The following is a 25,868-nucleotide window of genomic DNA, read 5'->3' on the forward strand; positions in this document are numbered from 1 at the left end:
AGGGGTCGGCCGGATTGCGGATGGTCCCGACCAGCTCGCGCCAGCCGGGACCATGCCTCGGGAGAAACCCTTACTTCTTGATCTGCGCGAACCAGGGACGAACGTATTCGTCCGGGAACTGCGGGATATCGACCTTGTTGCTCATCGCCCAGGCGACCGGCTGCTGGTGCAGCGGAATGAACAGTGCCTCGTCATGGGTGATGCGGAAGGCTTCCTTCAGCATGTCGACGCGCTTGGTCTCATCCAGCTCGACGGAAGCCGAGCGGGTGAGCGCGTCGATGCGCGGATCGGAGAGGCCGTTCGGATTGGAGCCGCCATAGGTACCGTCATTGGTGGCGAGCAGCGCCTGGAGGACGCTATAGCCGTCCATGGCCGGAAGCGAGGCCCAGCCGAGCATGTAGACGTCGAGTTCGCCATTATCCATGCGTGGGAAGTAGGTCGTCTTGCTTTCGACGCTGAGGTCGACCTGCACGCCGATCTTCGCCCACATGGAGGAGATGGCGAGGCAGATCTGCTCGTCGGCGATGTAACGGTCGTTCGAGCAGGCAAGGCCCGTCTTGAAGCCGTCTGGGTAGCCCGCTTCCGCCAGCAGCGCCTTCGCCTTGTCGACATCGTATTCCAGCGGCACGTCGATGGCGTCGTCATGACCGGTGACGGCCGGGGCGACGAGCATGCCGGCGACGCGCGACTTGCCGCGCATCAGACGCTTCTGGATCGTGTTGAGATCGATGGCGTGCCAGAGCGCCTGACGCACCTTCACGTTCAGCATCGGGTTCGGCACGCCGGGCGCGGCATGCAATTCCTTCTTGAAGTTGAGCGCCAGCATGATGGTGCGCAGCGACGGATCCTGCACGACCTTCAGGCCCTCGGTCGCGGCGATGCGGTCGACGTCCTGCAGCGGAACCGGGGCGATCATGTCGACTTCGCCGGACAGGAGCGCCGCAACGCGGGTCGCGTCGGAGGCGATCGGGCGGAATTCCACTTCCGTCAGGTTATGCTGTGGCGTGTCCCACCATTCCTTGTTGACTTCGAAGACCGAGCGCGAATCCGGCTCGTAGCTCTTCAGCTTGAAGGGGCCGGTGCCGTTGGCGTGGTTGTTGGCGTAGGTGACGACACCGGTCGCCGTGTTGCCCGGCTTCAGCGCGTCATGCTCCGTCATCCACGGCTTGCTCATGATGTAGATCGCGGCAAGGTCGTTGAGAAGCAGCGGATAGGGACCGCGCAGGATGAGGTCGACCGTGTAGTCGTCCACCTTCTCGACGCCGGTGACGGCGGAAAGGTTCTCGCGGTTGCGCGCGCCGGGATCGATCTGGCGCTGGATCGTCGCCACGACGTCGTCGGCGTTGAAGGGCTGGCCTTCGTGGAACTTCACGCCCTGGCGCAGCTTGAAGCGCCAACGGGTCGGCTCGACGACCTCCCAGGATGTGGCGAGCGCCGGCTCCAGCTTCAGCTCCTTGTTGCGGCGCACCAGCGGATCGAAGACCATATGCTGGACGCTCTGGGTGAAGCTGTCGACCTGGGCGTTCGGGTCGTAGGTGATGACGTCGCCGGAGGCCGCCCAGCGGAACGTCTCGGCCAGCGCCGGCGTGGATAGCGGCGCCAGCACGGCAAGGCCCGCCAAGAGGGTCTTCATATAGGTCTTCACAAGGCTCTCCCTAATTTGTATGCGTGTTCCCGATAATATGCATACGATTATTTCAATATGAATGTACATAACGTACATATAATATCAAGACACCGGAATCGGAATTCGCACGCATTACCCGGCCAACGGTGTATGCAATCATAACGGGAGAGATGGATGACGAAGGCCCTGTTGATCGAAAACGGCACGATCCTCACCATGGACGCGGAGCGCCGCATTCTCGAAGACGGCTACGTGCTGGTGGAGAACGGCCGGATCGCCGCCATCGGCGCGGGAACGCCCGGGGCCTTTCCCGCCGCCGAGCGCATCGACGCGACCGGCATGGTGGTGATCCCGGGCCTGATCGACACCCACGCCCATGCCGGCCACATGCTGACGAAGGGACTTGGCGACGATTCCGAGGACTGGATGAATGTCACCGGCCGCATCTACGCCGAGGCGGCCGACCCGGAATTCTGGGCGGCGGAAGCCGCACTCTCGGCAGCCGAGCGCATCCGCTGCGGCACGACCACCGCCTGCCTGCTGTTCGGCGGCGGGCCGGATATCATGCGCACTGAAGCGGCGGAAGCGGCGGAGGCCCATCTTGCCGCCATCGCCGCGATGGGCGTGCGCGAGATACTCGCGGTCGGCCCGAACCGCCCCTCGGCCGAAAGCGTCTACCGCGCCCACGAGGACGGATCGTATAAGGAAATCGTCGTCTCGCCCACAGAACAGCTTACCGTCAGTGCCGCGCTGATCGATGCCTGGGCGGGGCGCGACGACCGGCTCCGCCTTGCCATCTCCCTCCCCGTCTTCAACGCCGTGGAACTGGAAGATGCGCAGGTGCTCGACCTCTGCCGGGCGGCACGGCGGCTGGCGCGGGAAAAGGGCGTGCTCCTCGTGCAGGACGGCCACCGCGACGGCTCCGTCGCGGCGAACGACGCCAGCCTCGACCTCTTCGACGGCCACTCGCTGCTGGCCCATTGCGTCGATCTCACCGAAGCGGACCGCGCCGTGCTGAAGCGCACGGGCGCGAAGGTGGCGCACAATCCGAGCGCGCTGATGTCCGTTTCCGCCCGCTGCCCCGCGCCGGAACTGATGGCCGAAGGCGTCACCGTCTCGCTCGGCACCGATGCCGCCGCGCCCGACCGTTCCTTCGACATGTTCCGCAACATGTTCCAGGCCCATCGCTACCACGCCCGCCATTTCCGCGACGACACCGTCCTGCCGCCACTCCAGCTCCTGGAGATGGCGACCATCGAGGGCGCGCGCGCCCTGTCCATGGAAGGCGAGATCGGCTCGCTCGAAGCCGGCAAGCGCGCCGATATCCTGCTCGTCAACATGCGCCAGCCGCATCTGTGGCCGCCGGTCGATCCGGTGCAGCGCCTCGCCCGCTTCGCCAACGGCGCGGACGTGGACACGACCATCGTCGGCGGGCGCGTGCTGATGCGGGGACGCAAGCTGACCGGACACGACGAGGGCGCCATCCTCGACCGCGCCGAAAAGGCCTTCCGCCTGGCGATGCAGCGCGCCGGGCTGGCATGAGAAACAAGGAACGGGAGAAGGCCATGACCGCAGACATTCTTATCCGCAATGCCCGGCCCATGGGCGGCGCTCCCGTGGATCTCCTCATTCGCGACGGACGCTTCACCCCGCGCGGCAGCGATCGTCCGGCGTGTGAAATCGACGCCGCCGGACAGATCGCGCTGCCGGGCCTCATCGAGGCGCATACCCATCTCGACAAGACGCTGATCGGCATGGACTGGTTCGAGAACCGCGTCGGCCCGACGCGCAATCACCGGATCCTCGCCGACCGCAAGGCCAAGCGCGAACTCGGCATCGACGCGCGCCGGCAATCGGCGCGGCAGGTCCTGCAGACACTTTCCTATGGCGTGCTGCACATCCGCAGCCATGTCGACGTCGATACGGAAATCGGCATAGCCAATATCGAAGGCGTGCTCGAAACCCGCGAGGCGCTGCGCGGGATCGCGGATATCCAGATCGTCGCCTTTCCGCAGAGCGGCATGCTGCCCCGCCAGGGCACCCTCGACCTAATGGACGCGGCGATGCGGGCGGGGGCCGATATCGTCGGCGGCATCGACCCGGCCACCATCGACCGCGACCCGGTACGCCACCTCGACGCGATCTTCGCCCTTGCCGACCGTCATGAAAAACCCATCGACATCCACCTCCACGAACTCGGAGAGCTTGGCGCCTTCTGCCTGGAACTTATCGTCGAGCGCACCCGCGCCCTCTCCCTGCAGGGCCGCGTGATGGTCAGCCACGCCTATTGCCTCGGCATGCTGGAGCCGGCACGCCAACAGGGACTGGTCGAAGCCATGGCGGCCGAGCGCATCGCGGTGATGACCGTCGGCAGCCCCGCCGCCCCCGCGCTGCCGCTCCGCCTGATGCGGCAATGCGGCCTGACGGTCGCCTCGGGTTCGGATGGTATACAGAACACCTGGGAACCCTGGGGCAACGGCGACATGCTGGAGCGGGCGAAATATCTCGCTCAGCGCAACGGCATGACCAACGACGCCGACCTCATGGAAACCGCGCGTATCTGCACCTATGGCGGCGCGGAGGGGATCGGCCTTGCCGGCTACGGTCTTGCCGAAGGCGATTTCGGCGACCTCGTGCTGGTGCCGGCGCGCACGCTGGCCGAGGCCGTGGCCCTGACGCCGCACAAGCGCACCGTGATCCGCCGTGGCCGCGTTCTCGTGCGCGACGGGACGCTCAGCGAAGACCTGTCAGCGATAGCGTGACGCCGGCCGCGCCCTTCTTGCCGCGAAATTGGACGTTCATCAAGAAGTGTCGCTATATCCGTGAAACGGTTTCGGATGCCATTCTACTGAAACGGCATAAAGTCCGTTAACTTCTGTAGTGGAAGATTTTCCGCGGGGAGAGGCCCCGACCGGAGGATCACGAATGAGCGGGCGAATTTGTGGGAGCGCTGCCGCGCGCCGCTTCTCTCCTGCACGGCTGGCGGGCGTCCTGCTTGCCGCCGCCTTCGGCCTTGCCGGCAACGCCTTCGCCCAGCAAACCGACGAAGAGCCGGTCCGGCTCCAGATCATCGGCGGGCTGGCCGGCGTGACCCAGTTCAACAAGATCGAGCGACCCTTCTGGGAAACCGAGATCGGGCAGCTCTCGCAGGGCCGGATCAGCGCAACCATCCGGCCGCTGGATGCCGGCGGATTGCGCACCCAGGAAATGCTCCAGCTCCTGCGACTCGGTGTCGTCTCCTTCGGCACCGTGCTGCTCAGCGTCACCGCCGGCGACGAGCCGGAACTGAGCGCCGTGGACCTGCCGGCATTGAACCCCGACGTGGCGACGCTGCGGCGCACGGTCGGCGCGTACCGGCCCCATCTGGAAGCGGTGCTGCGGGATCGCTACGATATCCAGCTTCTCGGCGTCTACGCCTATCCGGCGCAGGTGCTGTTCTGCGTCAAGCCGTTCACCGGGCTGAACGATCTCGACGGCCGCCGCATCCGCACCTCCTCGGTCGCGCAGTCCGAACTGATGACGGCGCTGGGCGCGGTGCCGGTCAGCATTCCCTTTGCCGACATCATGCCGAGCCTGCGCGACGACGTCGTCGATTGCGCGATCACGGGAACCCTCAGCGGCTACGAAATCGGCCTGCCGGACGTGACGTCCTATGTCCATGCCATGGCGCTGAGCTGGGGGGTGTCGATCTTCGCCGTCAACCGCCCCTATTGGGAAAACCTGCCCGCCGATGCGCGCGAGACCATCCGCAGCGGCGTTCTCACGCTGGAGAAGCGGATCTGGTCGCAGGCCGGGACCGATACGCAGCGGGGCCTGGCCTGCAATGCCGGCGCCGCGGACTGCTCCGGCAAGGCCCGCAAGGCCATGACCGTCGTACCGACATCGCCGGAGGACGAGATCCGCCGGCGCAAGCTCCTGACGGACGTCGTGCTGCCCCGCTGGTTCACACGCTGCGGCCGGGAATGCGAACGAACCTGGAACATCTACCTCAAGCCGCTTTTCGCGACGGAGCCGCACGCTCCATGATGACTGTAAACTGTCGGGGTGGCCCCCAGTGATGCATCGTCTCAAGATCGTGATCGGCGCCGGCACGGCGGCCATCCTGACGATAATCGCCCTCGGCACGGTCAACGTCGTCGAGCGGACGGAGCGGATCGCCTGGCAGACCGCCCGGCACGCCCTGGAAAGCGCCGCCAAGGCGGTGGAAAACGCCCTCGACCGGCAATTGCTGCAGGTCGACGGGGCGCTTGCGAGCCTTCCGGCACTCTTCAAGGCGGCGCGCATCGCGCCCGGCCAGTCCGGCCCCGCCAGCCAGTTGCTCAACGGCCTCAGCTTCCAGACGATGGCCTTCCGCGATCTCATGCTGGTCGCGCCCGACGGCAGCGTCGCCGCCTCCGCCCAATCGCGCGCCGCACGCCACTCCCTGCCGGTGGACGTCGCGCTTGTCGGCCGCAACCCTACGACCCTGATCGGCCCGCTCCGCAATCCCGTCACCGGCGACTGGTCCCTCTATGTCGCGCGCACGATCGCCGGATGGGTCGGCATCGTGCCGATTGCCGAGGTGCCGCTGCAAACGTTGATGAAGCTGGTATCGGAAGCCAATGTCGGGACGGGCGTACAGATCTTCCTGAAACGGGCCGACGGCACGGTGATCGCATCGCTGCCGCATAACGAGCTTCTGGTCGGCAAGGTCCAGCAGTCGGGCGACCAGCAGGCGGCGGCAAACGGCGTCGCCTTCGCGACAGGCGGCGACGGGATGGACGACGGCGCCCTCACCGTCGTCAGGCAATCGCTCTACGGCGATATCCAGGTGGTGCTGGTGGCGAAGAAGGCGGCCCTGTTCGCCGAATGGCGCGACACCCGCGACCGCCTCGTCCTGGCCGCCGCGATCACCTCACTGTTCGTCCTGGCCTTCGCCGCGGCGATCCTCGTCGCCATCCGCCAGCGCGAAAAGGCCAGTGCCGCGCGCGAGCGCGCCGCCGCCGTCCTCGATAACGCCATCGACGCCATGTCCGACGGCTTCGTGATGTGGGACGAGAGCGACCGTCTGGTCACCTGCAACAAGCGCTACCGCGAACTCTACGCGCTCAGCGCCGATTTCATCCAGCCCGGCGCGCACTTCGAGGACATCGTCCGGGAGGGGGCGAAGCGCGGGCAATATCCGCAGATCACCGGCGACATCGATGCCTTCGTCGACAATCTCGCCGCCTGGCGGCAGGAAGACAGCGGAACGATCGAGCGCCTGCTGCCGGACGGACGCTGGCTCCTGATCAGCGAGCGCAAGACCGCCGATGGCGGCCGGGTCGGCATCCGCACCGACATTACCGCACTCAAGACCGCGCATGCCGAGCTCGCCGCCGCACACACCCGCGCGAATGCGGCGGTGGAAGAAGCCCGGCGGCAGAACACGGCCCTCACCCGGCAGGAAAGCCGCATCCGCTTCCTGGCGCATCACGACGACCTGACGGGCCTCCAGAACCGCCTGGCCTTCCGCACCCAGATCGCCGACGCCCTGCTGGGCGCCGAAGGCGATAGCGACCGGATCGCCCTCCTGTTCCTCGACCTCGACCGCTTCAAGGACATCAACGATACGCTCGGCCATCCCGTAGGCGACCAGCTCCTGCGCGAGGTGGCCAGGCGGCTGGCAGGCTGCGTGCGCAAGACGGACGGCGTCGCCCGGCTCGGCGGCGACGAATTCGCGGTCCTGTGCCTCGACCGGGACCAGCCGCAATCCGCCGAGGCGCTGAGCAACCGCATCATCGAGGTGCTGGGGCGGCCCTATGTCATCCAGGGGCGGACGATCTCCATATCGACCAGCATCGGCATCGCCGTGGCCGAGGGCGCGGGCGGAGATGCCGACGCGCTGCTCAAGCAGGCGGACCTGGCGCTCTACCAGTCCAAGTCCATGGGGCGCGGCACCTTCTGCATCTTCACGCCGGAAATGGACGAGCGGCTGCGTGAGCGCATCGCGCTGGAGGCGGACCTGCGGCACGCGATCGCCGAGGAGCAGTTCGAGCTGGCCTATCAGCCGATCTACAACCTTGAATCCGAGCAGCTCTGCGGCTTCGAGGCACTGGTGCGCTGGCAGCACCCGCAACGGGGCGTCGTCGGCCCGGGAGACTTCATTCCGCTTGCCGAGGAGACCCGACTGATCGTCGAGATCGGCGCATGGGTCCTGCGGCGGGCCTGCCGGGACGCCGTGCAGCTTCCGGGAAGCCCGCGGATCGCCGTGAACCTGTCGCCGGTGCAACTCGCCTTCGGCGACACGGTGGCTACCGTCGAGGACATCCTGCACGAGACGGGCCTCGATCCCGCCCGGCTGGAACTGGAGATCACCGAGACCGCGCTGTTCGACGACGACAACCGGACCCTCGCGGCGCTGCGAAGCCTGAAAAAGCTGGGCGTGCGCATCGTGCTCGACGATTTCGGCACGGGATATTCGAGCCTCAGCCACCTGCGCCTCGCCCCGCTGGACAAGGTGAAAATCGACCGTTCCTTCGTCCGGGACATCACCGCCCGCCGCGACAGCGCGTCCATCGTCTCCGCCATCGCGGCGCTTGCCGGCGAGCTTGGCCTGGCGACCACAGCGGAGGGCATCGAGACCCTGGAGCAACTGGAAGCCGTCGGCCGGGCCGGCTGCACGGAGGCGCAGGGCTACCTGCTTGGCAAGCCCCAGCCAATCCTCCGGGCAGCTTCGAGCACGTTCTTCAGCAAACGGCTCAAGACAGCGAGGGCACGCCAGCCATCGTCGTGACGGTAACCCGAAGCGTTATTTCCGCAGGCTCACCAGAACGCCGCTCGCACCCATGAGCCGGATCTGTGTTGGCGACACGATCTCGAAATGCGTGATACCCTCGAAGGTGGCCAGAAGCGCATGCTCCTGCTCCATCACGAGCTGATCGCACAGCATCATCGACGCGCCGACCTGCGAAAGCTTCAGCCCTTCCCCGGACAGCGTGAAACCGCCGAAGAAGCGGTTGCAGGAACCGTTGCCGTGAATGCTGCCATCCGGGGCGAAGGCCAGCGTCGGCTCGGATTTCTCGACGATTGGCTTGCCGCCAATGGCATCGATCTTCCAGTCTCCATGCAGAAGGCTCGCCGGATCGCCGCCGCAGCCCGAAAGAGTGCGCTCGCCGACAACCAGGGAGACGGTCTTCGGAAACGGCATGTCCGCCATCGTGTCTGAACAAATCCTGTCGGCAATCGTCAGCGTGAAAGGCTTGCCGCCGGCGACGGCGGAATAGGTCCGCCCGGCCTCCGTCTCCTGCGCCGCCGGCACCGGCTCGACGGAAAGGGTCTCGCCCTCCTGGGTGCGGAAGGTGATGGCCTTTTCCGTCATCTCCAGGTGCCAACCCGGCTCGTTGCCCCGGGCGCTGAAGCTTTCCGCCCGCGCTGCCTGCACAGCGGAAAAGCTCAGGACGAAAGCCGCGCTCATGCCGAGAATGCGCGGGGTCAGGGCGGTCTTGCTCATGGTTCTTTGCCTCCGGACGAATAGCTGCCTGTATGGACTAAGGCAGGGACCGCACCGATGCAACAGCCTGCCGTGCCCGCCGCAAGCCGTCTCACTCATAGGCGAGCGCCGTGACGCGACCCTTCCAGAACGGGAAGATCCTGCCGCCGGCGGCACGGGATATCACGAATTCATGCGGGATCATCATGCCGGAAACCGGGCGGTAGTCGCCGCGAAGGGCGTGCTCGCCAGAGCCGTGATAAGGCGTGGCGAGATCGCCGTCTTCCTCCGCATGGAAACTCTCGAGGCTCCCGTCCGGCCGGAATGTCGCGACAAGCGACGCCTGAAGGCCGAAGCCGGTAACGGTCGCGCGGGCATGGTTATCGTCCATCGCTTCCCAGCGCACCGGGCCGCCGGGCAGGAGCGCCACGGGATAGAGCGGGCTTTCCAGAAGCCAGCGGCGAAGCGAGGTGCGGTTCAACGCTTCGGTGGCGCTTTCATCCACGACCGTCAGGGTCGAGGCAATCTTGGCACGCATCTCCATCCGGTCCTCCGCGAAGAAGTCGTAGGCTCTCGCCCACAGCCCCGGGACGATGGGCGTGGTGGCGGCAAACATCATGGCGGGCGTGCCGGCGGCGACGGTCTGCGTGGCGGTCGTCGGCGCAAAATCCTCCTTCAGCGGACGGCGGAAGTCGCCCTCCTGCGTGAGGGTCACGGTGCGATAGCGGACCTTCGAATCCGGCAGGGCGAAGGCGAGATAGCGCCGCACCGGCGCGGGCAGAGCGGCAATCGCAGCCGGGTCCACGACGACGGAGGGATGTGCGCCGGCAATGCGGCGCACCGTCCCGGCATGGCCGGCGATTTCCCGTTCCGTCCGGATCGACGATATCCCGACCCATGCAGCAAGGCCGGCGAGCGACAGCACAAAGACGACAAGGGTAAGGCGTAGGCGGCGACGCATGAAGTGCCTTTCACAAGGAGGGAGGAGCATTACGGGCGCGTGGCGTAAATGAAGCCCATGAGGGTCTCGACCGTCGCGACGGCGGCGGCCCGGGGATCGTGTCCGGCCTGAAGCGGCGCGCACCCTCGCAAGGCCAGCGCGGCGGCGCCATGGACGGCCGACCACAGCATGAAGGCGACCTGCCCGGGTTCCACATCCGGCAGATAGCCGTCCGCCTGGCAGGCTTCGACCGCGCCCCGCAACATAGCGAGGCATTTTCCGGCCGGATCGGCCGCGAAGGGATTGGCCGGAAGGCCTTCGAGCGGTGGCGGCGAGAACATCAGCCGATAGAGGCCCGGACGCTCGAAGGCGAAACGAAGATAGGCAAGGCCGCCGGCCCGCAACCTCTCGACCGCATCGTCCGCATTGCGCGCCGCGACGGCGATCTTCTCCTCCAGCATGAGGCGGAACCCTTCGTCATGCACGGCGCGCAGCAGCGCATCCCTGCCGGCGAAATAGGCATAGAGCGCCGGCGCCCGGCAGCCGACCGCATCGGCGACATCCGACATGGTGATGTCGGCGGCATCCCGGCTATCGAGCAGATGCATCGTCTGCGCGATGGCGACGGGCCGGATATCGATCTGCTGGTCTTTTCGCGGTCGGGCCATGGGAACTCGATGAGAAGGCGCAAAATATTTAATGGAATTAATTTAAATCAATTAATTTAAATAATCAAGCAGGCGAATGCGCCGGGCGTCACCCACGGCAAATCGGCCGCCGGATCGAATTTTCGGCTCTGCTGCACCGTTTCTGCAATGCGGGCGACCGCTTTTCGAAATCAATCAGGCACATCATGACTTTCCCCACAATCACGCTTCCCTCCCGCGCCCTCGCGCTTGCGCGCGGCGTTCTCTCGATACCGCGAATCCATTTTCTCACCGCACCGATCATGCTCTTCGTCGCGGTCTTCCTCATCGTCATGCAAGGCCCCGGCATCCTGCAGGACTACAAGATCAGCCAGAATCCTCTCACGATAGACGGCAACATCGACGGCGAGTGCCAGACCCGCAAGGCCGTGGTCACCTCCTGCGAGGCCACCCTCACCTATGACTATGACGGCCAGCGATATGAGAAGAACATCGACGTGATGTTCGTCGACATGCACAGCGGCGACTACGAGACCGATCTCGTCATTTCCGCCGACCAGCCCGAGCTCGCCACGATCAGCCTTGCCTTGGACAAGCTCTGGAGCCGCATCTTCATCTTCGCGGCCTTTACGGTCGCGTTTACCGGCCTGTTCCTGGCGCCGATCTTCCAGGCGATCCGCGTGCTGCGCGCTCGCGGACAGTTCGCCCGTCCGGCGCGTCTCACGCCCGTGCCGGTGGAAATCACCGCCATGGAGAACAAGGGAAGGCGCCTGTCGGCCACCTATGCCGATACGCTGAGCGAGCGCAAAACCGGACGGACGGCCCACACACGCTTCGCGCAGGGCGAGGAACCGCTCATCGTCGGCAGGACCGGCGGCAATGCGGTCGCGCTGGCGGTCTGGCATGGCGATGCGACCCTGCCCGTCCTCCTCGACAGCCGGCTGATGCGGATCGACATGACAGCGAAGGAGCGCGCCGACGCCCTCGCACCCCTGGAAGCGGCGATGGCCCCCGAGGACCGACAGGCGCCGCTGGTGCCCGAAGTGGCGAAGGCCGGCCCCTCGCTCGCGCGGCGGATCGGCCTTGCGCTGCTGATCGGCCTTCTCGTCGTCGCGGCGTATTTCGGCTATTGGCTCTGGTACGTGACCAGCGCGTCCTCGGCATTCACCGCGCCGGCGATGGACATCAACGCCGCGATGCCGGAATCCCTGAACCGCTGGGGCTGCGAACAGTTGAAGAAGCGCTTCGGCGACGACCGCGCGCCCTATGGCTGCGTGGCGGCCGATTACCAGAGCTGGAAATGACGCCGCCCTCCATGGCGGCAGAACACGCCGCCATGGGCCTTCTAGGCCGGCTGCACGTGCAATCCCACCGATCCGGGCACACCCGATACAACACGATATTTATCGCGAGATACGTGGCGATCATCAGGAATGCTTAATATTCCTAAGCAACCATCTCCCATGCGAGTATATATTCGGTCGGAAGGCGCGAGGCAGATGAAAAAGAGGATTCATCTCAGCAACATTTGCGTGGGGATGTACATAGAAGAGCTTGAGGACAGCTCGATAAACGGCTTTGACAAGCGCCGCCTCCTCATCACGTCCCAGGCCGAGCTTCGCATCATATTGGCCAGCAACGCGATGAGCGCCATCATCGACACGGCGAAAGGCAAGGATGTCTGCGAGGCTGCCGATCCGTCCTGGGAGCTGATACGCGCCCGCTTCGAGGCCGAGCTGGAATCCTCCTTCCATGCGGGCGAAATCAGGCAGGCACGCGAATGCATCGAATCCACGCGGCCCATGATCCGGCAGATGCTTTCCAGTGCGCACCGGGACGGAAGCTTCGATTTCGACGGCGCGCACGGGATCGTCGAGGCTGTCATGTCGGATGCGCTGGAGAGCGCCGGCGCCCTGATCGCCATGACCAAGCTCAAGGATCGCGATGAAGGCACCTTCCTGCATTGTCTCGCCGTCAGCGCGCTGATGATCGCCTTCGGCCGGAGCCTCGGTCTCGGCGAAGAGACGATCCGCGATCTCGGGCTGGGCGGCCTGGTGCACGATCTCGGCAAGGCCACCGTTCCCCACGCCGTCCTCAACAAGCCGGGCAAGCTTTCGCCCGCCGAGTTTGCCCTGGTGCGGCAGCATCCGGCTCGCGGGGCGGCACTGCTGCGCGGGGCCTGCGACCTGCCGCAGACCGTGCTGGATGTCTGCCTCTATCACCACGAGAAACTGGACGGCACCGGCTATCCGTTCGGCCTGAAGGAAGACGGGATCCCGCTGGCCGCGCGCATCGCCGCGATCTGCGACGTCTACGACGCCATGGTGACGATCCGCCCCTACAAGCGCGGCTGGTCGCAGGCCCAGACCGTCGAGATGATGCTGAACTCGCATGGACACTTCGACCGGGACCTCTTGAAGCGCTTCGTTTCGCAGCTCGTCGTCAAGGGAAGCCTACAATAGCCCTGCGGTGCGCAAAGGCGGCGGCCCCCGGTAATCCGGCAGGCGTATCGATACTTAACTTCCCGTCAACGCGCGCTGATGTATCGCCACGGACAATCGATATCAACAAGCACCGGAACCACCATGGCCGAGACCGTCGCCCGCCCCATATCAACCCTTAAGCTCGTCGGCATCTATAGCGGACTTTATGTCGGCCTTGCCGTCCTGGCGCTGCTGGTGACGCTTTTCCTGAACTTCGAGAACTCGGCGATGGGCCTCATCATCGCCTTTGCCGCCGCTTCCGGCATGGCGCAGATCTGGGTCTCACGCGAGCGGGCAGCGCCGCCCTTCGGCCGGGCCTGGCAGGTCGCAGCGCTCTGCGCGGTGGTCACGACCGCCATCATGGCCGCCGTCGCCACCCTCGTCCTGCAGGCCGAGGGCATGGTGTTCCAGGACCTCGCCAACGAAGGCGCCCTGATGATCGGCGTCGTTGCCCTCGGGATCTTCGCACTGAATTTCCTCGTCATCCGTCTCGGCCTGTGGATGACCGGCCGGTCTGCCGCAAAGCGCCTCTGACCGGACCCGCGACGGCGAGCGTTGTCAACCTCTCAGGCCGACGCCCGGAACTCGAGATGCGTTCCGGGCTGCGCATCCGCAAGAAAGGCCAGCAGGTCCTCCTTGGCGAGAGCCGCACAGCCTTCCGTCGGCGCGTAATCCGGTCGCGCGATATGCAGGAAGATGGCGCTGCCGGCACCGGGCACCGGCGGATCGTCGTTATGGCCGAGCACGACAACGATGTCGTAAAGGTCGTCCTCCCGCCACATCTCCTCGTGGCTCGCCGGGAACGGGCGGGTGACGGGACGGTTGTAGTCGGTATGGGCCGGATCGTCGCACCAGCCGTCCAGCTCGCCGATCACCCTGGTCGGGAAAGGGGAAGCCGGCTTTCCGATGCGGTCGGCGCGGTAATACACCGTGCGGATCGGCCAGCGACCGACGGGGCTGACTCCGTCGCCTTCCGCCTTCTCCATCCTTATGCCGCCGCGCCCGACGGCCGCACGCCAGCTCCGGTCTCCATGGTGCGCCTGCCAGCCATTGCCGGCGGCGGTTACGATCAAGTCTATCAACGTTTCTTCCTTGCAAATCCAGCGGCAGATACCGGGCATCGTATAAGGACGGCACGGGCTTGCAAGGCGAAACCGCTCCCGGCACGAGCCGCTATGCGCGCCTGCTGGCGCCGCGCCAGATTTCTGCGCTGTCCGGTGGCGCAACACATGTCCCGCCGACAGGAACGATCAGGGACCGGGCGAGATCGGGGCTACGCGCAAGTGTCGCGACATGGTCCGCCAGGCTCCCCAGATCGGGGAATCCATTGTCGCTGGCTGCGCCGTCACCCTGCGGGGCGTAGAGCTTCTCCATCAGGAGATCGATCTCATGCCTCGCCAGGGCGAGAGGACCGTCCGTCGCATGAACGGTCACCGCCAGCACGCGCCGGACACCCGCGTCGTAGCACAACGCCAGCAGGGCAACCGCCAGCGATGAGAAGGTAGAAAGAGCCTCGCTATCGTCGTCGTCGAGATAGCGGACAGCGACGGGCCTGGCGGGATGCACGTCGAGAACCTGCCTTGCGGTCACGGTCTGCATGCATCCGTCCCCAGGGAGAGGGCAATGGCAAGCGCGGCAAGCGCAACGACGGCGCTGGCCACATTCAGGATCCAGAGATTTGCGCGCAGCCACTCCCAGCGATCACGCTTGGGCGGCTTGGCCATTCGCGGCAGGAACTCGGGCATGTAGCCCCCGCGCGGGATGCGGATCTCGATCTCGTCCTCGCAGGCTTCCTGTTCGTAGTAGGTGGCAAGCGCCGCGCGCAGGCGGCTGACGGTGGTGCGCACGATGGGATCGTCGATCGCGTCGAAGCCGTTCGTCCGGTTGAAGACGCTGGCGGCGATCGCCTCGGCGGTGACGGGCTCGCCCGGCCGCTCGATGGATTCCTGTACAAGGTAACGCAGCAGTTCACGCATGCGCTTCGACTTGCGCAGCGCCTCGGAGGCACATACGGAATCGAGCGTCGTCAGGACGCGCTCCCGTATCGCAAACTCGGGTTTAGCCATTATGTTCATGTCGCTTCTCGCGCTCTGTCGTTTCGCTCTGGAGGCATGCAGGTATACGCCGCCGCCCCGGCGCGGATGCGCCATGGGACGGATACTCACTGGGAACAGGGATTTCCTGCCGGTCGTAAGAGCGGTCGGCCATCGACGCGGGGAGTTACCTCATGCAGCTCCTCTGCGGTTTTCAGGCATCCGGCCGGATTGGATATCCTGCCAGACGGCATCCTTCTCCAGCGCCATGAGTTCCCTCGTGGTCTGACGACGCCGGACGATACGGAAGCGACCATTGCTCACGAAGACTTCGGGAACGAGATCGCGGGCATTGTAGGTGGAGGCCATAGAGGCCGAATAGGCGCCGGCGCACAGGAAGGCGACGAGGTCACCGGACGATAGCTGCGGCAGGCCCGCATAGACGCCGAAGATATCCGAGCTTTCGCAGACGGGGCCGACGACGCCGTAGGATCGCCCCTCCCCGCCGAGCGCGCTGCGCACCACGCCCAGCGGATGAACGGCACCGTAGAGCGCCGGACGAACGAGATCGTTCATCCCGGCATCGACGATCGCCAGTGTGCGCTCGCCCGCCTCCTTGGTGTAGAGGACCGTCGTGACGAGCGCGCCCGCGCGGCCGACCAGCCAGCGTCCCGGTTCGACCGTCAGCGCACAGCCCAGGCCACCGACCGTTTCGGCGATGATCGCGGCAAGCTCCGACACCGAGGGCGCGTGCTGGTCGCCATAGGCGATACCGATACCGCCGCCGAGATCGAGGCGCTGCACCGCATGCCCCTTCGCCCGAAGATCGCGAACGAGGGCCGCAAGCACGCCATAAGCGCTGCGATAGGGGGAAAGGTCGAGGATCTGCGAGCCGATATGGACGGCAAGGCCCACCATCTCGATTTCCGGCCGCCCGGCCGCCACCTCGAAGAGACCGGCGACATCGTCGAGCGCGACGCCGAACTTGTCGCCCTTCTTGCCGGTGGAGATTTTCGCATGGGTCTGCGCGTCGACATCCGGATTGACCCGCAATGCGACCGGCGCGCGCAACCGCAGCGAGGCGGCGATGTCGGCGACGAGATGGAATTCGGCGGGCGATTCGACATTGATCTGGTGAACGCCCTCGATCAGGGCCTTGGCGATCTCGCTCGGCGACTTGCCGACGCCGGAAAAGATGATTCTGGAGGCCGGTACGCCCGCTTCCAGCGCGCGCTCCATCTCGCCGCCGGAGACGATATCCATCCCGCATCCCAGACGGGAAAGCAGTTGAAGAATGGAAAGGTTCCCATTAGCTTTCACCGCGTAACAGATGGATGCACCGACCGGCGCAAGCGCGGTGGACAATTCTTCATAGGCCTGCGCGATTACTTCCGGCGAATAGCAATAGAACGGCGTGCCGACGGCGTCCGCCACCATAGATATACAATCCGTATCAAGTTCAATCTCTGTGTTCTTTGCCGAACCGGCGCCACGGACCCGAGGGTTCTTTACATCGATGTGCTTGTTCATGGCGGTCAACCACTCCATACCCATGTAGCAGCCTGCTACCTTGATAAGTAACATCGCATGTACACTTGTAACTGTGAAATCCATTAGAGAATTGTTTTATTCGAAATCGATATGAACCGAAGCGGGCAAGATGCGGCTGAATCAGAGACAGATCGAAATTTTCCATGCCGTCATGATGGAGAAAAGCGTGACGGCCGCGGCCGCGGCGCTGCGCACCTCCCAGCCGACGATCAGCCGTGAGTTGCGCGATCTTGAGAAATATCTCGGCTACGACCTGTTCCACCGTTTCGGCAAGCGCATCACGCCGACCGAAAAGGGGCAGGAACTCTATACGGTCATTCACCGCTCCTTCGTAGGGCTGGAGGAAATCAGCCGCGCGGCGACGGCGATCGGCGGGCGCAGCATGGCGAACCTGCGCATCGCATCCCTGCCGGCCTATGGCGACACCGTGTTGCCCGTCGCCGTCGAGGCCTTCCTCAAGGTGCATCCCGGCGCGTTGATCTCGATCCATTCGATCGAGGAGACGGCCCTGCAGAACGAACTGACCGCGGCGATGTTCGATCTGGGGCTTGTCGAGCAGGAACAGCAGTTCGGCGATGTCGCCACCGAGGCGATCGATGCGGGCGAGGTCGTGTGCATCCTGCCGGCGGGCCATCCGCTGGCGGCAAAGCAGGTCCTCACACCAGCCGATTTCGAGGACAGGGAATTCGTCTACTTCTCGAAGGACGATCCCTACAGGCGCAAGCTCGACGACGTCTTCGACAAGGCGGGCGTCACACGGCGCTTCATCGTCGAGACGACCACGGCGTCAAGCGTCTGCGCGATGGTCGCGCGCGGCGCCGGCATTTCCATCGTCAACCCGCTGACCGCCGCACACAACCTCAATCGTGGCTTGGTGGTTCGCAAGTTCTCCGTGCCGATCCCGTACCGCATCCATCTCTGGCGGACCGCCAAGGCGCCGCGCGCGACCTTCGCCACGCGCTTTACCAAGGACCTGGAGACCGCCCTTGAGGAGATCAGGGCGAAGGTCCGCGAGGCGCTGCTCCACAGCTAGCCCCATCAGCGTCGGAAGGCGACGACCGAAGGGCCGGCCCAACCGGCAAGGTAGCGCAGGAGATCATCCGGCGTCATGGCCGGGGCGAGCGCATCGCCCTGACCGAGCGCGATGCCGAGCCTTTGCAAGCGTTCCACGTCCTCGCGCCGGTCGACACCCTCGGCGATCACCTCTGCGCCCATCTTCACCGCCATCGCGCTGAGGCCCTGGATGATGCCACGGCTGCGCTCGCTGCGCGTCGCCTCCTCCACCAGCGTGCGCTCCAGCTTCAGCGTGCCGAAATCGAGATTGGCGAGGCGGTTGCGGCTGTCGATCGCGCGGCTGACATCGCTGGTCGCGAAGATGACCCCGGCATCGCGCAGCGAGCGGATGCTGACGAGGAACGCCTCGCCATAGGTGGCGCTGCGCTTGCCCGTCAGCTCGATCTGCAGATGGCCGGGGCCAACCCTGTGGCGTTCCAGCAGCTCGAACAGCGACTGGGCGAAACCGGGCTGGGAGAACAGGTTTTCGGAGGCCTCGGCATAGATCCGCAGTTCGGCCTGCGTCGTGAGGCGGCCGAGCAGGTTGAAGGTCGAGCGCAGCAGGGAGAGCAGAAGCGCCGCGCCCTGGTTGATGCTGTCGGCGACCTCCATCACCTCCGCAGGTGCGATGGCGCCATAGGCATTGTGCGACCAGCGCGGCACGACCTTCACCGCACACAGCCGGCGCGACTGCAGATCGAACACCGGCTGGAAGGAGGCCTCGACGGCTCCCTCGACAATGGCGTGGGAAAGCGCATCCTCTAGATAGGTTCGCCGCTCGTATTCGATCAGGAGGCCGGCATTGAACGACTGGACGCAATTGCGCCCCGCGGACTTGGCCGCGTAGAGCGCAAGATCCGCATTGCGCATCAGCGCGTCGACCGGTTCGACGGAGCGCAGGTCCTCGACATGCGAATAGCCGGCGCTCGCCGAGACCTGAACGACATTGGCGTCGAGCGTCGCCGGCGCGGCGATCTTCTGCACGGCGCGGGCGGCATAGTGGCGTGCGGTCTCGCGGTTGCCGGTGAGCACCACGGCGAATTCGTCGCCGCCGAAGCGGAAGGCGAAGGCGTGGTCGCTCTGGCGCACCGCCAGGAGGATCGCCGCGACGTGCTTCAACAACATGTCGCCCATGCCGTGGCCGAGCGTGTCGTTGACCTGCTTGAAGCCGTCGAGGTCGAAATAGATGACGGCGAAATCCGCGCCGGAGATCGCCTTCAGCGTGCGCAGCATGTCCTCGAAACTGGCGCGGTTGCCGATGCCGGTCAGGTGATCCGTGCACAGCAGCTCATGCTTCTCCTCGATGCTCTCGTTGAGCCGGCGGTTAAGCCGGCGCGTGAGGAAAAGCTCGACCAGCACATAGACGACGGCGATGACGCCGAGCGCCACATAGGCGATCTGGATGCGCTTGAGGTTGGTGACGCTTTGCAACTGGGTCTGCACCGCCATGTTGAGCCGCTGGCGGCGCGCCTTGTTCGCCGCGTCACTGAAGGCGATGACGCGCTCGCGATATTGCGTGGCGAAGAGATCGACGCCGCGATAGCTGCCGGCGACGCCGGGCTGCAAGGTGTTGACCGCAGCCTCCAGCCGCGGCATGGCGCCGAGCAGCTCGCCGATCAGCGCCTCGTCAAGGTCGTCATCCGCCTGAACCTTCCGGTAGCTCTTCGTGCCCATGACATTGACGCGGGACCACAGGAGGTCCAGCGCCAGTTGCACGTCCTTGGCCGCGACGCGCGGATCGCCCCGCGCGAAAAGCTCCGCCTTGCTGAAGAGCGTGTTCGCCTCCAGTTCGAGCCGGCTCGCCTCCTCCAATCGGGCGGAGAAGTGGAGCCGGTCGTTGATCCCGTCCGATATCTGCGCAAGGCTCAGATAGCTGACGGGAAGCATGATCAGGAACAGCGATAGGATGATCGGGAAGCGCAGCAGGGGCAGCCTTCCCAAGACCTTGCCGAGCAGGTTCATTTTGCGACGAGTTCTTTCAGTTGCCAGACACTACGCGATTCATAGATCGGGTCGGTCAGCGCCGCGTTGTCGCTGCGCGGATAGACGATCCAGGTCGGCCCCTTGTCGCGCACGGTCAGCGGCTTGCCGTCGACCTCCACCGCGGCGATGGCGCCGAGCGTCGCAAAATCCTCGGCCGGCACGTCGATCTCGTAATTGTCGAGCGCGACGGCGACATATTCCGCCGAGGCGAAGCCCGCCTGGTCGAGCAGCGACTGCATCAGCGGGCCGCGCACCTCATGCAGCTCCTCGCCGTCCGTGCCGGGCAAGGTGGTCTTGAAGGTCACGCTGCCGGCCTTCTCGATGGCCTCGGCGGTGATCTCGACCGTCTTGGCGCCATCGGCCGAGCGGATCGTGAAATACGGCTCATTTGCAAGGGCGGTCGTACAGGTCAGCGCCAGGCCGACGGCAAGGGCCGCAAGGGACTTGGTCATGGAAAGCATGCGTTTCTCCTGGGTTGGGGGATCATGTCGCGGCGTGCCGCGCGGTTTTCCGTTCGCCGGACGAGCGGCGACGCGGTGTCTCGAAGGGAACGACGGGAGCGGCGGCAACGGCATCGTAAAGGGCCTGCGCGCCGGCTTTCTCGATATAGTCGGTGATCTCGTCGGCCAGCAGCGGCTTGGAGTAGAAGTAGCCTTGCACGAGGTTGCAATCGAGCTTGCGTAGCGTGTTCAGTTCATCCTGCGTCTCGACGCCCTCGATGATGCAACTGATCTTCATGTCACGGCAGAGCGCGATGACCGACTTGACGATCTTGTAGCCGGTCGACACGGTGCTGATATTGCTGACGAAGCTGCGGTCGATCTTGATCTTGTCGAGCGGCAGCTTGTTGACCTGCGACAGCGTCGAATAGCCCGTCCCGAAGTCGTCGAGCGAGATTCCGGCGCCGAGGGCCTTCAGCGTCGTGACGGCCGTGACGAGCTGGTCGAAATCGCCGACGACGGCGGTTTCCGTGATCTCGAAATCGATGCGCTTGGGATCCAGCGGGCTGTTGTTGAGGATGCCGACAAGCCGCAGGACATTGTCCGGCGAACAGATGTCCTGCATGGACAGGTTGAAGGAGAGGCGCAGTTGCGGCGGCCAGGCCACCGCGGCGGCGAGCGCCTTGGAGAGCAGCACGCAGGTCAGACGGTTGGCCAGCCCCGCCCGCTCCGCAATCTGGATGAACTCCACCGGGCTGACGCGCCCGAGCTGCCGGTTGTTCCATCGCGCCAGCGCCTCGAAGCCGATAGGCGTGCCGGTCGCGACGGCGACGATGGGCTGGAACACCAGGCTCAGTTCCTCCTCCAGGTCGGCCGTCTGCAGCTCCTGCTCGACGAGCGAGTGCCGGCGGATCGTATCCTGATGGGCGAAGGAGAAGAGGTTGGTATGGCCGCGCCGCTGGCTCTGCTTGGCGCTGATCAGCGCATATTCGGCCGCTTCGTGGATCTGCTGCGCGCCGCCGGAAACGGTGGCCGACGAGGCAAGGCCGATGGTCGCGGTGATATGGGCCGTCACGCCATTGACGCAGTAAGGCGCCTCGAGCGCGGCGCAGATCGCCTCGGACCGCTCGAGCATCCCGGCGCTTGCGGCCCAGGGCGCGACACCGACGAGGCCGAATTCGTCGCCGGCCAGACGGAAGACAGCGAAGCTTTCCCCCGCGCCCTCCAGCAACCGCCGCGCCACCTCGATCAGGACCTGGTCGCCCCCGCGATGACCGAAGGCGTCGTTGACGACATGGAAGCCGTCGAGGTCGAGCACGCCGATGAAGAGATCGCCGGCGCCTTGCTCAAGGTCGCGAAAGCGGCTCTCGATTTCCACGAGGAAGCTGTGGCGATTAGGCAGCTTGGTCAGCGTGTCATGGTTGGCGAGCCAGAGATTGTGCGCATCGAGCACCTCCATCGCAGCCTGCTTGTCGAGGATGCTGCGCCGGGAGCGGATGAGGCTGGCGAAGGCCGCGTAGTTGATGGCCAGGATGATCATCATGATGAGCGAGACGAGGGCGACGTTCACCGCGATCGCCATGAAGGAGCGGTTGCCGCTATCGGCGAAGAAAAGGACGAAGGGGATATTGACGACGGCCGACACCAGGAGCGCCGCGCGCGGCAGGTGCATGAGGCAGAAGATACAGCCGATCACCGTGATGCCGATGAAGAAGGCAACCTGGCCCTGCATATGCGCCGTCCCGTAGGAATAGAGCGCCAGCCCCCAGAAGACGAAGACCGCCGCAAGCAGACCGGCAAGCAGCGTGGTGCCTGCCAGCATCCGCCGGGCCTCGGCATAGGTCGGCACCGTACCCGCCCGCCGAATCCATTTGATGAAGCGAAACGAGCAGAGCAGGGTGAAGACGCCGGGAACGTAGATCGTCAGCAGCCGCGGCTCCACGTCCATGTAGGAATAGGCGACCATCCAGGCATTTGCGAGCAGGATCAGATAGAGAAGCGGAATCTGCTTCCTGAGCGACTGGTACTGGGCGATGGCCAGCTCCTCGCGCTCGCCCTGTTCGCTCGTCCGGCGAAAGACACTGACGATCTGGTCGAGTAGCCCGGCCTCTGCGAACTCGATGTCCTGCGGACGGCTCGCTTCCGTTGTTTTCACGCGCACGCTCAAATTCTCCCTGCCGGTTCGGGAACGCGCCTGCGGCGGGAGACGGCGATGAAGAGCTGCTTATTCCACATCTACAAGGCTCCACTCGATCGGCGGATGCCGGGCGGGAACCGTTCTGCCGGCGTTCATCCGCCTGCATCCGCCGGGGCATTCCGCTGGTCGCCTGGGGTTGCCGGTCCGGGAACGGCGCGCCCCTTGCGATCGCAAGACGCACCTCGCGCCATCATGAAGCAAAGGTGTTGGTTGGGGCGGAAGCTCATTCCCGCCTGCTCTGCCGCCGGTGCACTGGGTCACGTCCGGCAAGTGAGGCCGATCGTCGGTGGCGGACATTAACATGAGGTAAAAAATCCAAGCAAATCCAGAAGCGACCGCTAATTTATCAATGTTAAATGGCCCTTGTAGCATTTATTATCAATACATATTCAGGGGAAACTTTATAATTAATTCATAATTAACCAAAATATCTCGTTCTATTCGAGTATTATGCGTAATAACTCCAGCAACAGGCCGGACGATGCAGAATATATTGAAATTTACACGTAAGGAGCCACCCATCGGCGGAGACCAAGAGGGCAGAGATGCCGATACAGTCCTGCGCTCGATGGCGGTCGTCACCCAGCAACTCGAACGAATGCTTGATGTATTGCGCGAAAACGCACGGCAGGAATCAACGATCACGCAGACCGAGCTGGGTCAGACGCCCGGAAAATAGTTTGCCGGGACGGAGAGTTCCCGCAAGCCCGCACCGAATACATCAGCCACCGGGCCATCTTGCTGGCTGAAGACAAAATCCCGGCCCGCAAACATGAAACGGCGGGCATCTCATCGTAATCGCATGAGGCGGTTTCATCGACCCTATGATGGGGGTTCAACCTTTCATCCTTTGGGGACAGATAATGAAGCACGTTCCAATTATTGGAAAATTCCTGGCGATCTTCGCGCTGTTCGGCGTCTTTGCCCTGGCGATAGCCGCATACTCCGCCATGCAGATCAAGAGCGTGGACACGGCGTATAGCGACGTTCTTGCCAATGAGAGCAGCGCTGCGCTTATCCTCGTCAATGCCGGCAGGGCACTGCAGAACGGGCGCGCCGCGATCGCCGACATGGTCATGGCCGCCACCAGGGAAGACACCGAATCCGCAGACGCCGAAATGAAGGCGATCAAGGCCGACTACGCCGCCCTGATGGACAAGACAATATCGCTGCTGCCGTCCGACACGCGCCTTCCGGCGCTGAAGGCCGATGGCCTGGCGCTTTTCGACAAGGACTGCAAGGGCGCGATCGACCTCGGCCGCGTGGCGCTCGATCCCGCCGGCGTCACCGCATCGCAGAAGATCTTCAATACCGAATGCCGGCCGGTCTTCAACGGCGTGACCACACGCTTCGCCGAAACGGCCAATGCGATCAACGAGGGCAATCTGAAGCTGAGCGACATACTGACGGAGCGCAGCAATTCGATCGCCATCATTTCGGTCGTCGCGGTCGTGGCGGGCTTCCTTGTCGTCCTGTCCGTCGGCTATGTGGCGATCCGCTCCTGGCTGGCCCGTCCCATCCGGGGCCTTGCCGACACGATGGAGACACTGGCCAACGGTGACCTCACCGCCACCATCGACGGCACGGACCGCCGCGACGAAGTCGGCGTGATGGCGCGTGCCGTCGAGATCTTCAAGACGAACGGCCTCAAGGCGCGCCAGCTGGAAGGCGAGGCGGAAAACGCGCGCGCGCAGAGCGAGACGGAGCGCGCCCGCGTCGCCGAACTCGACCGCCAGCGCGCCGCCGAAATGAGCGAGGCGACGGCCGGGCTTGCCGAAGGCCTCAAGCGCCTGTCCGGCGGGGACCTGAGTTCCCAACTCACCAAGCCGTTCGCCGCCGACTTCGAGGGGCTGCGCAGCGACTTCAACGCCGCCGTCTCGACCTTGCGCGAAACCATCGCCTCCGTCGCCGCCTCGACCAGCGCGATCGACAGCGGCGCACGCGAGCTGAGCCAGAGTGCGAACGACCTGTCCCGGAGGACCGAACAGCAGGCCGCCTCCCTCGAGGAAACCGCCGCCGCCCTCGACCAGATCACCAGCAATGTCGCCAACTCGACCCAGCGCACCGAGGAAGCCCGTTCGGTCGCCATCGAGGCGAACCAGTCGGCGCAGAAATCCGGCATGGTCGTTGCCCGCGCCGTCAGCGCCATGCAGCGTATCGAGCAGTCGTCGAGCCAGATCTCCAACATCATCGGCGTGATCGACGAGATCGCCTTCCAGACCAACCTGCTGGCGCTGAACGCCGGCGTGGAAGCGGCGCGCGCCGGTGAAGCCGGCAAGGGCTTCGCCGTCGTGGCGCAGGAAGTGCGCGAGCTGGCGCAGCGCTCGGCACAGGCCGCCAAGGAGATCAAGGACCTCATCCGCACCTCCGCCGATGAAGTCGAAAGCGGCGTGAAGCTGGTGACGGAGACGGGAGAGGCCCTGAAGGTCATCGAGATGCATGTCGTTTCGATCAACAGCCAGCTCGACGCCATTGCCGTCTCGGCCAAGGAGCAGTCCGTCGGGCTTAGCGAGGTCAATGTGGCGGTGAACCAGATGGACCAGGTGACCCAGCAGAACGCCGCCATGGTCGAGGAAGCGACGGCCGCGAGCGCCTCGCTCGCCTCGGAAGCCGAAACGCTGCGTCACCTCGTCTCGGGCTTCCAGTATGGCGGCCGGGATGAGAGCCGTTCCGCACCCGTCGCGGCCTCGGCCGACCGGACCTCCGTTCCCTCGCCCGCCCGGCGTCTCGTCGGCCGCATCACCTCGGCGCTCGGCGCCGGCAGCGCCGCCTCCAAGGCGGATAGCTGGGAGGAGTTCTGAGCCACCGGCCCGGCACGCCATCCCTCCCCTGGCCACTGGCCGAAAACAAAAAAGCCCCGGCGCAAACCGGGGCTTTCCAACGTCTGGCCTCATGAGCCAGAGAAAATGCCGATGCAGAGGAACTGACGCCGGGGGGACGCCAGCTGCATCGAACATGTTCACTATGACTAAAATAAAGTCGGGCAAAAAGAAACGTTTACGCAATCACGTGTCGTATTTGACTCCGTCACGCCGAAGTCACGCAGGCGGCGCTGCCGGCGCCGAACGCCTCGGCGAGGCGGCCGACGAGACGGCGGGAGCGGGGAAGCGTCCCCGGATCGCCGGTTCCTCACGGTCAGCGAATAGATCAGGCATCCCGAACGTATCGTTACGGAAGGCGCCGGTCGATTGACCTAGCGTAACCCTATGGCTAGAGGCTCGCCGGCGCGCAGCGGCGACCCCTCCGAATACCGGATCGATGGCGCGGACAACGTATGGAGCGCCGCGCCGGCATCTCCTGAACAGACGGATGAATCTGCAACCGCGCCGGCAACGGCAGCGAAGGATTCCCCGGTTCCGTCATACCCGAGATAGCGGCCTTCCCCCATGAGCCGCTTAACCGGAAAGGCTCCCCCCATCCCCGCCTTTCCTTCGAGAAGAGTGCGCCCCCGGAGCCAGGGGGCG

At 64.9% G+C, this 25,868-nt stretch carries 20 protein-coding genes; 9 read left to right on the top strand and 11 right to left on the bottom strand.

Annotated elements, in window-relative coordinates:
• Nucleotides 1–70: 70 nt before the first annotated feature.
• The gene (locus MOE34_RS15690; protein ID WP_242218349.1) at nt 71–1,645 is read right to left on the bottom strand and encodes an ABC transporter substrate-binding protein; all 1,575 of its coding nucleotides are present in this window, start codon (nt 1,643–1,645) and stop codon (nt 71–73) included.
• A gap of 156 nt (nt 1,646–1,801) precedes the next feature.
• Between MOE34_RS15690 and MOE34_RS15695 the strand changes: the two genes are divergently transcribed.
• From MOE34_RS15695 to MOE34_RS25460, 4 genes are all read left to right on the top strand, one after another.
• Nucleotides 1,802–3,169 (top strand): amidohydrolase family protein, encoded by a 1,368-nt coding sequence (locus tag MOE34_RS15695; protein ID WP_242218350.1) that lies wholly within the window; start codon nt 1,802–1,804, stop codon nt 3,167–3,169.
• Between the two features lie 23 nt (nt 3,170–3,192).
• Nucleotides 3,193–4,389, top strand: a complete 1,197-nt coding sequence (locus MOE34_RS15700) for an amidohydrolase family protein (protein ID WP_242218352.1) — start codon at nt 3,193–3,195, stop codon at nt 4,387–4,389.
• A gap of 163 nt (nt 4,390–4,552) precedes the next feature.
• Nucleotides 4,553–5,653: a TRAP transporter substrate-binding protein gene (locus MOE34_RS15705; protein WP_242218354.1), complete on the top strand. Its 1,101-nt coding sequence runs from the start codon at nt 4,553–4,555 to the stop codon at nt 5,651–5,653.
• Between the two features lie 31 nt (nt 5,654–5,684).
• Complete coding sequence (locus MOE34_RS25460; protein ID WP_277955654.1) at nt 5,685–8,381, top strand: bifunctional diguanylate cyclase/phosphodiesterase; 2,697 nt, start codon at nt 5,685–5,687, stop codon at nt 8,379–8,381.
• A gap of 15 nt (nt 8,382–8,396) precedes the next feature.
• Here MOE34_RS25460 and MOE34_RS15725 read toward each other — a convergent pair whose 3' ends face one another.
• The 3 genes from MOE34_RS15725 to MOE34_RS15735 form a co-directional block, all read right to left on the bottom strand.
• On the bottom strand, nt 8,397–9,098 hold the full coding sequence (locus tag MOE34_RS15725) for an META domain-containing protein (RefSeq protein ID WP_242218355.1): 702 nt from the start codon (nt 9,096–9,098) through the stop codon (nt 8,397–8,399).
• Nucleotides 9,099–9,189: 91 nt separating this feature from the next.
• Complete coding sequence (locus tag MOE34_RS15730; RefSeq protein WP_242218357.1) at nt 9,190–10,038, bottom strand: DUF6920 family protein; 849 nt, start codon at nt 10,036–10,038, stop codon at nt 9,190–9,192.
• 29 nt (nt 10,039–10,067) lie between these two features.
• Nucleotides 10,068–10,685 carry a TetR/AcrR family transcriptional regulator gene (locus MOE34_RS15735; protein ID WP_242218359.1) on the bottom strand — a complete coding sequence of 206 codons (618 nt, stop codon included), beginning with the start codon at nt 10,683–10,685 and terminating at the stop codon, nt 10,068–10,070.
• 185 nt (nt 10,686–10,870) lie between these two features.
• Between MOE34_RS15735 and MOE34_RS15740 the strand changes: the two genes are divergently transcribed.
• The 3 genes from MOE34_RS15740 to MOE34_RS15750 all read left to right on the top strand — a co-directional run bounded on the left by MOE34_RS15740 (nt 10,871) and on the right by MOE34_RS15750 (nt 13,681).
• The gene (locus tag MOE34_RS15740) at nt 10,871–11,968 is read left to right on the top strand and encodes a hypothetical protein (protein WP_242218362.1); all 1,098 of its coding nucleotides are present in this window, start codon (nt 10,871–10,873) and stop codon (nt 11,966–11,968) included.
• Between the two features lie 195 nt (nt 11,969–12,163).
• A complete protein-coding gene (locus MOE34_RS15745; protein ID WP_242218364.1) occupies nt 12,164–13,126 on the top strand; it encodes an HD-GYP domain-containing protein in 963 nt (320 codons plus the stop codon).
• Nucleotides 13,127–13,249: 123 nt separating this feature from the next.
• Nucleotides 13,250–13,681, top strand: a complete 432-nt coding sequence (locus tag MOE34_RS15750; protein WP_242218366.1) for an ABZJ_00895 family protein — start codon at nt 13,250–13,252, stop codon at nt 13,679–13,681.
• A 32-nt stretch (nt 13,682–13,713) separates the two neighbouring features.
• Here the strand turns inward: MOE34_RS15750 and MOE34_RS15755 are convergent, their stop codons facing one another.
• From MOE34_RS15755 to lysA, 4 genes are all read right to left on the bottom strand, one after another.
• Nucleotides 13,714–14,229, bottom strand: a complete 516-nt coding sequence (locus MOE34_RS15755; RefSeq protein WP_242218369.1) for a L,D-transpeptidase family protein — start codon at nt 14,227–14,229, stop codon at nt 13,714–13,716.
• Between the two features lie 91 nt (nt 14,230–14,320).
• Nucleotides 14,321–14,746 (bottom strand): hypothetical protein, encoded by a 426-nt coding sequence (locus MOE34_RS15760; RefSeq protein ID WP_242218372.1) that lies wholly within the window; start codon nt 14,744–14,746, stop codon nt 14,321–14,323.
• A complete protein-coding gene (locus MOE34_RS15765; RefSeq protein WP_242218374.1) occupies nt 14,734–15,213 on the bottom strand; it encodes a helix-turn-helix domain-containing protein in 480 nt (159 codons plus the stop codon). The genes MOE34_RS15760 and MOE34_RS15765 overlap by 13 nt, the downstream gene beginning before the upstream one ends.
• Nucleotides 15,214–15,372: 159 nt before the next feature.
• Complete coding sequence (gene lysA, locus MOE34_RS15770; protein ID WP_242218377.1) at nt 15,373–16,617, bottom strand: diaminopimelate decarboxylase; 1,245 nt, start codon at nt 16,615–16,617, stop codon at nt 15,373–15,375.
• Between the two features lie 280 nt (nt 16,618–16,897).
• Between lysA and MOE34_RS15775 the strand changes: the two genes are divergently transcribed.
• The gene (locus MOE34_RS15775) at nt 16,898–17,764 is read left to right on the top strand and encodes a LysR substrate-binding domain-containing protein (protein WP_242218381.1); all 867 of its coding nucleotides are present in this window, start codon (nt 16,898–16,900) and stop codon (nt 17,762–17,764) included.
• Nucleotides 17,765–17,769: 5 nt separating this feature from the next.
• Here the strand turns inward: MOE34_RS15775 and MOE34_RS15780 are convergent, their stop codons facing one another.
• The 3 genes from MOE34_RS15780 to MOE34_RS15790 are packed head-to-tail and all read right to left on the bottom strand — an operon-like array spanning nt 17,770 to nt 22,368.
• Complete coding sequence (locus MOE34_RS15780; protein ID WP_242218384.1) at nt 17,770–19,746, bottom strand: GGDEF domain-containing protein; 1,977 nt, start codon at nt 19,744–19,746, stop codon at nt 17,770–17,772.
• On the bottom strand, nt 19,743–20,228 hold the full coding sequence (locus MOE34_RS15785) for a hypothetical protein (RefSeq protein WP_242218386.1): 486 nt from the start codon (nt 20,226–20,228) through the stop codon (nt 19,743–19,745). Before MOE34_RS15785 ends, MOE34_RS15780 begins: the two co-directional genes overlap by 4 nt.
• 22 nt (nt 20,229–20,250) lie before the next feature.
• The gene (locus MOE34_RS15790; RefSeq protein ID WP_242218387.1) at nt 20,251–22,368 is read right to left on the bottom strand and encodes a putative bifunctional diguanylate cyclase/phosphodiesterase; all 2,118 of its coding nucleotides are present in this window, start codon (nt 22,366–22,368) and stop codon (nt 20,251–20,253) included.
• 899 nt (nt 22,369–23,267) lie between these two features.
• Between MOE34_RS15790 and MOE34_RS15795 the strand changes: the two genes are divergently transcribed.
• Nucleotides 23,268–25,205: a methyl-accepting chemotaxis protein gene (locus MOE34_RS15795; protein WP_242218389.1), complete on the top strand. Its 1,938-nt coding sequence runs from the start codon at nt 23,268–23,270 to the stop codon at nt 25,203–25,205.
• The last annotated feature ends 663 nt before the right edge of the window (nt 25,206–25,868 follow it).

It is taken from the genome of Shinella zoogloeoides (genome assembly GCF_022682305.1).
In the GTDB taxonomy this organism is placed as follows: domain Bacteria; phylum Pseudomonadota; class Alphaproteobacteria; order Rhizobiales; family Rhizobiaceae; genus Shinella; species Shinella zoogloeoides_B.

What these genes read in the sequence shown, in the direction of transcription:
- MOE34_RS15695 (WP_242218350.1), top strand. Translation starts at nt 1,802, where the DNA reads ATGACGAAGGCCCTGTTGATCGAAAACGGCACGATCCTCACCATGGAC.
- MOE34_RS15705 (WP_242218354.1), top strand. Translation starts at nt 4,553, where the DNA reads ATGAGCGGGCGAATTTGTGGGAGCGCTGCCGCGCGCCGCTTCTCTCCT.
- MOE34_RS15785 (WP_242218386.1), bottom strand. Translation starts at nt 20,228, where the DNA reads ATGCTTTCCATGACCAAGTCCCTTGCGGCCCTTGCCGTCGGCCTGGCG.
- MOE34_RS15765 (WP_242218374.1), bottom strand. Translation starts at nt 15,213, where the DNA reads ATGGCTAAACCCGAGTTTGCGATACGGGAGCGCGTCCTGACGACGCTC.
- MOE34_RS15700 (WP_242218352.1), top strand. Translation starts at nt 3,193, where the DNA reads ATGACCGCAGACATTCTTATCCGCAATGCCCGGCCCATGGGCGGCGCT.
- MOE34_RS15795 (WP_242218389.1), top strand. Translation starts at nt 23,268, where the DNA reads ATGAAGCACGTTCCAATTATTGGAAAATTCCTGGCGATCTTCGCGCTG.
- MOE34_RS25460 (WP_277955654.1), top strand. Translation starts at nt 5,685, where the DNA reads ATGCATCGTCTCAAGATCGTGATCGGCGCCGGCACGGCGGCCATCCTG.
- MOE34_RS15740 (WP_242218362.1), top strand. Translation starts at nt 10,871, where the DNA reads ATGACTTTCCCCACAATCACGCTTCCCTCCCGCGCCCTCGCGCTTGCG.
- MOE34_RS15745 (WP_242218364.1), top strand. Translation starts at nt 12,164, where the DNA reads ATGAAAAAGAGGATTCATCTCAGCAACATTTGCGTGGGGATGTACATA.
- MOE34_RS15760 (WP_242218372.1), bottom strand. Translation starts at nt 14,746, where the DNA reads ATGCAGACCGTGACCGCAAGGCAGGTTCTCGACGTGCATCCCGCCAGG.
- MOE34_RS15725 (WP_242218355.1), bottom strand. Translation starts at nt 9,098, where the DNA reads ATGAGCAAGACCGCCCTGACCCCGCGCATTCTCGGCATGAGCGCGGCT.
- MOE34_RS15750 (WP_242218366.1), top strand. Translation starts at nt 13,250, where the DNA reads ATGGCCGAGACCGTCGCCCGCCCCATATCAACCCTTAAGCTCGTCGGC.
- MOE34_RS15735 (WP_242218359.1), bottom strand. Translation starts at nt 10,685, where the DNA reads ATGGCCCGACCGCGAAAAGACCAGCAGATCGATATCCGGCCCGTCGCC.
- MOE34_RS15780 (WP_242218384.1), bottom strand. Translation starts at nt 19,746, where the DNA reads ATGAACCTGCTCGGCAAGGTCTTGGGAAGGCTGCCCCTGCTGCGCTTC.
- lysA (WP_242218377.1), bottom strand. Translation starts at nt 16,617, where the DNA reads ATGGTGGCGGACGCCGTCGGCACGCCGTTCTATTGCTATTCGCCGGAA.
- MOE34_RS15730 (WP_242218357.1), bottom strand. Translation starts at nt 10,038, where the DNA reads ATGCGTCGCCGCCTACGCCTTACCCTTGTCGTCTTTGTGCTGTCGCTC.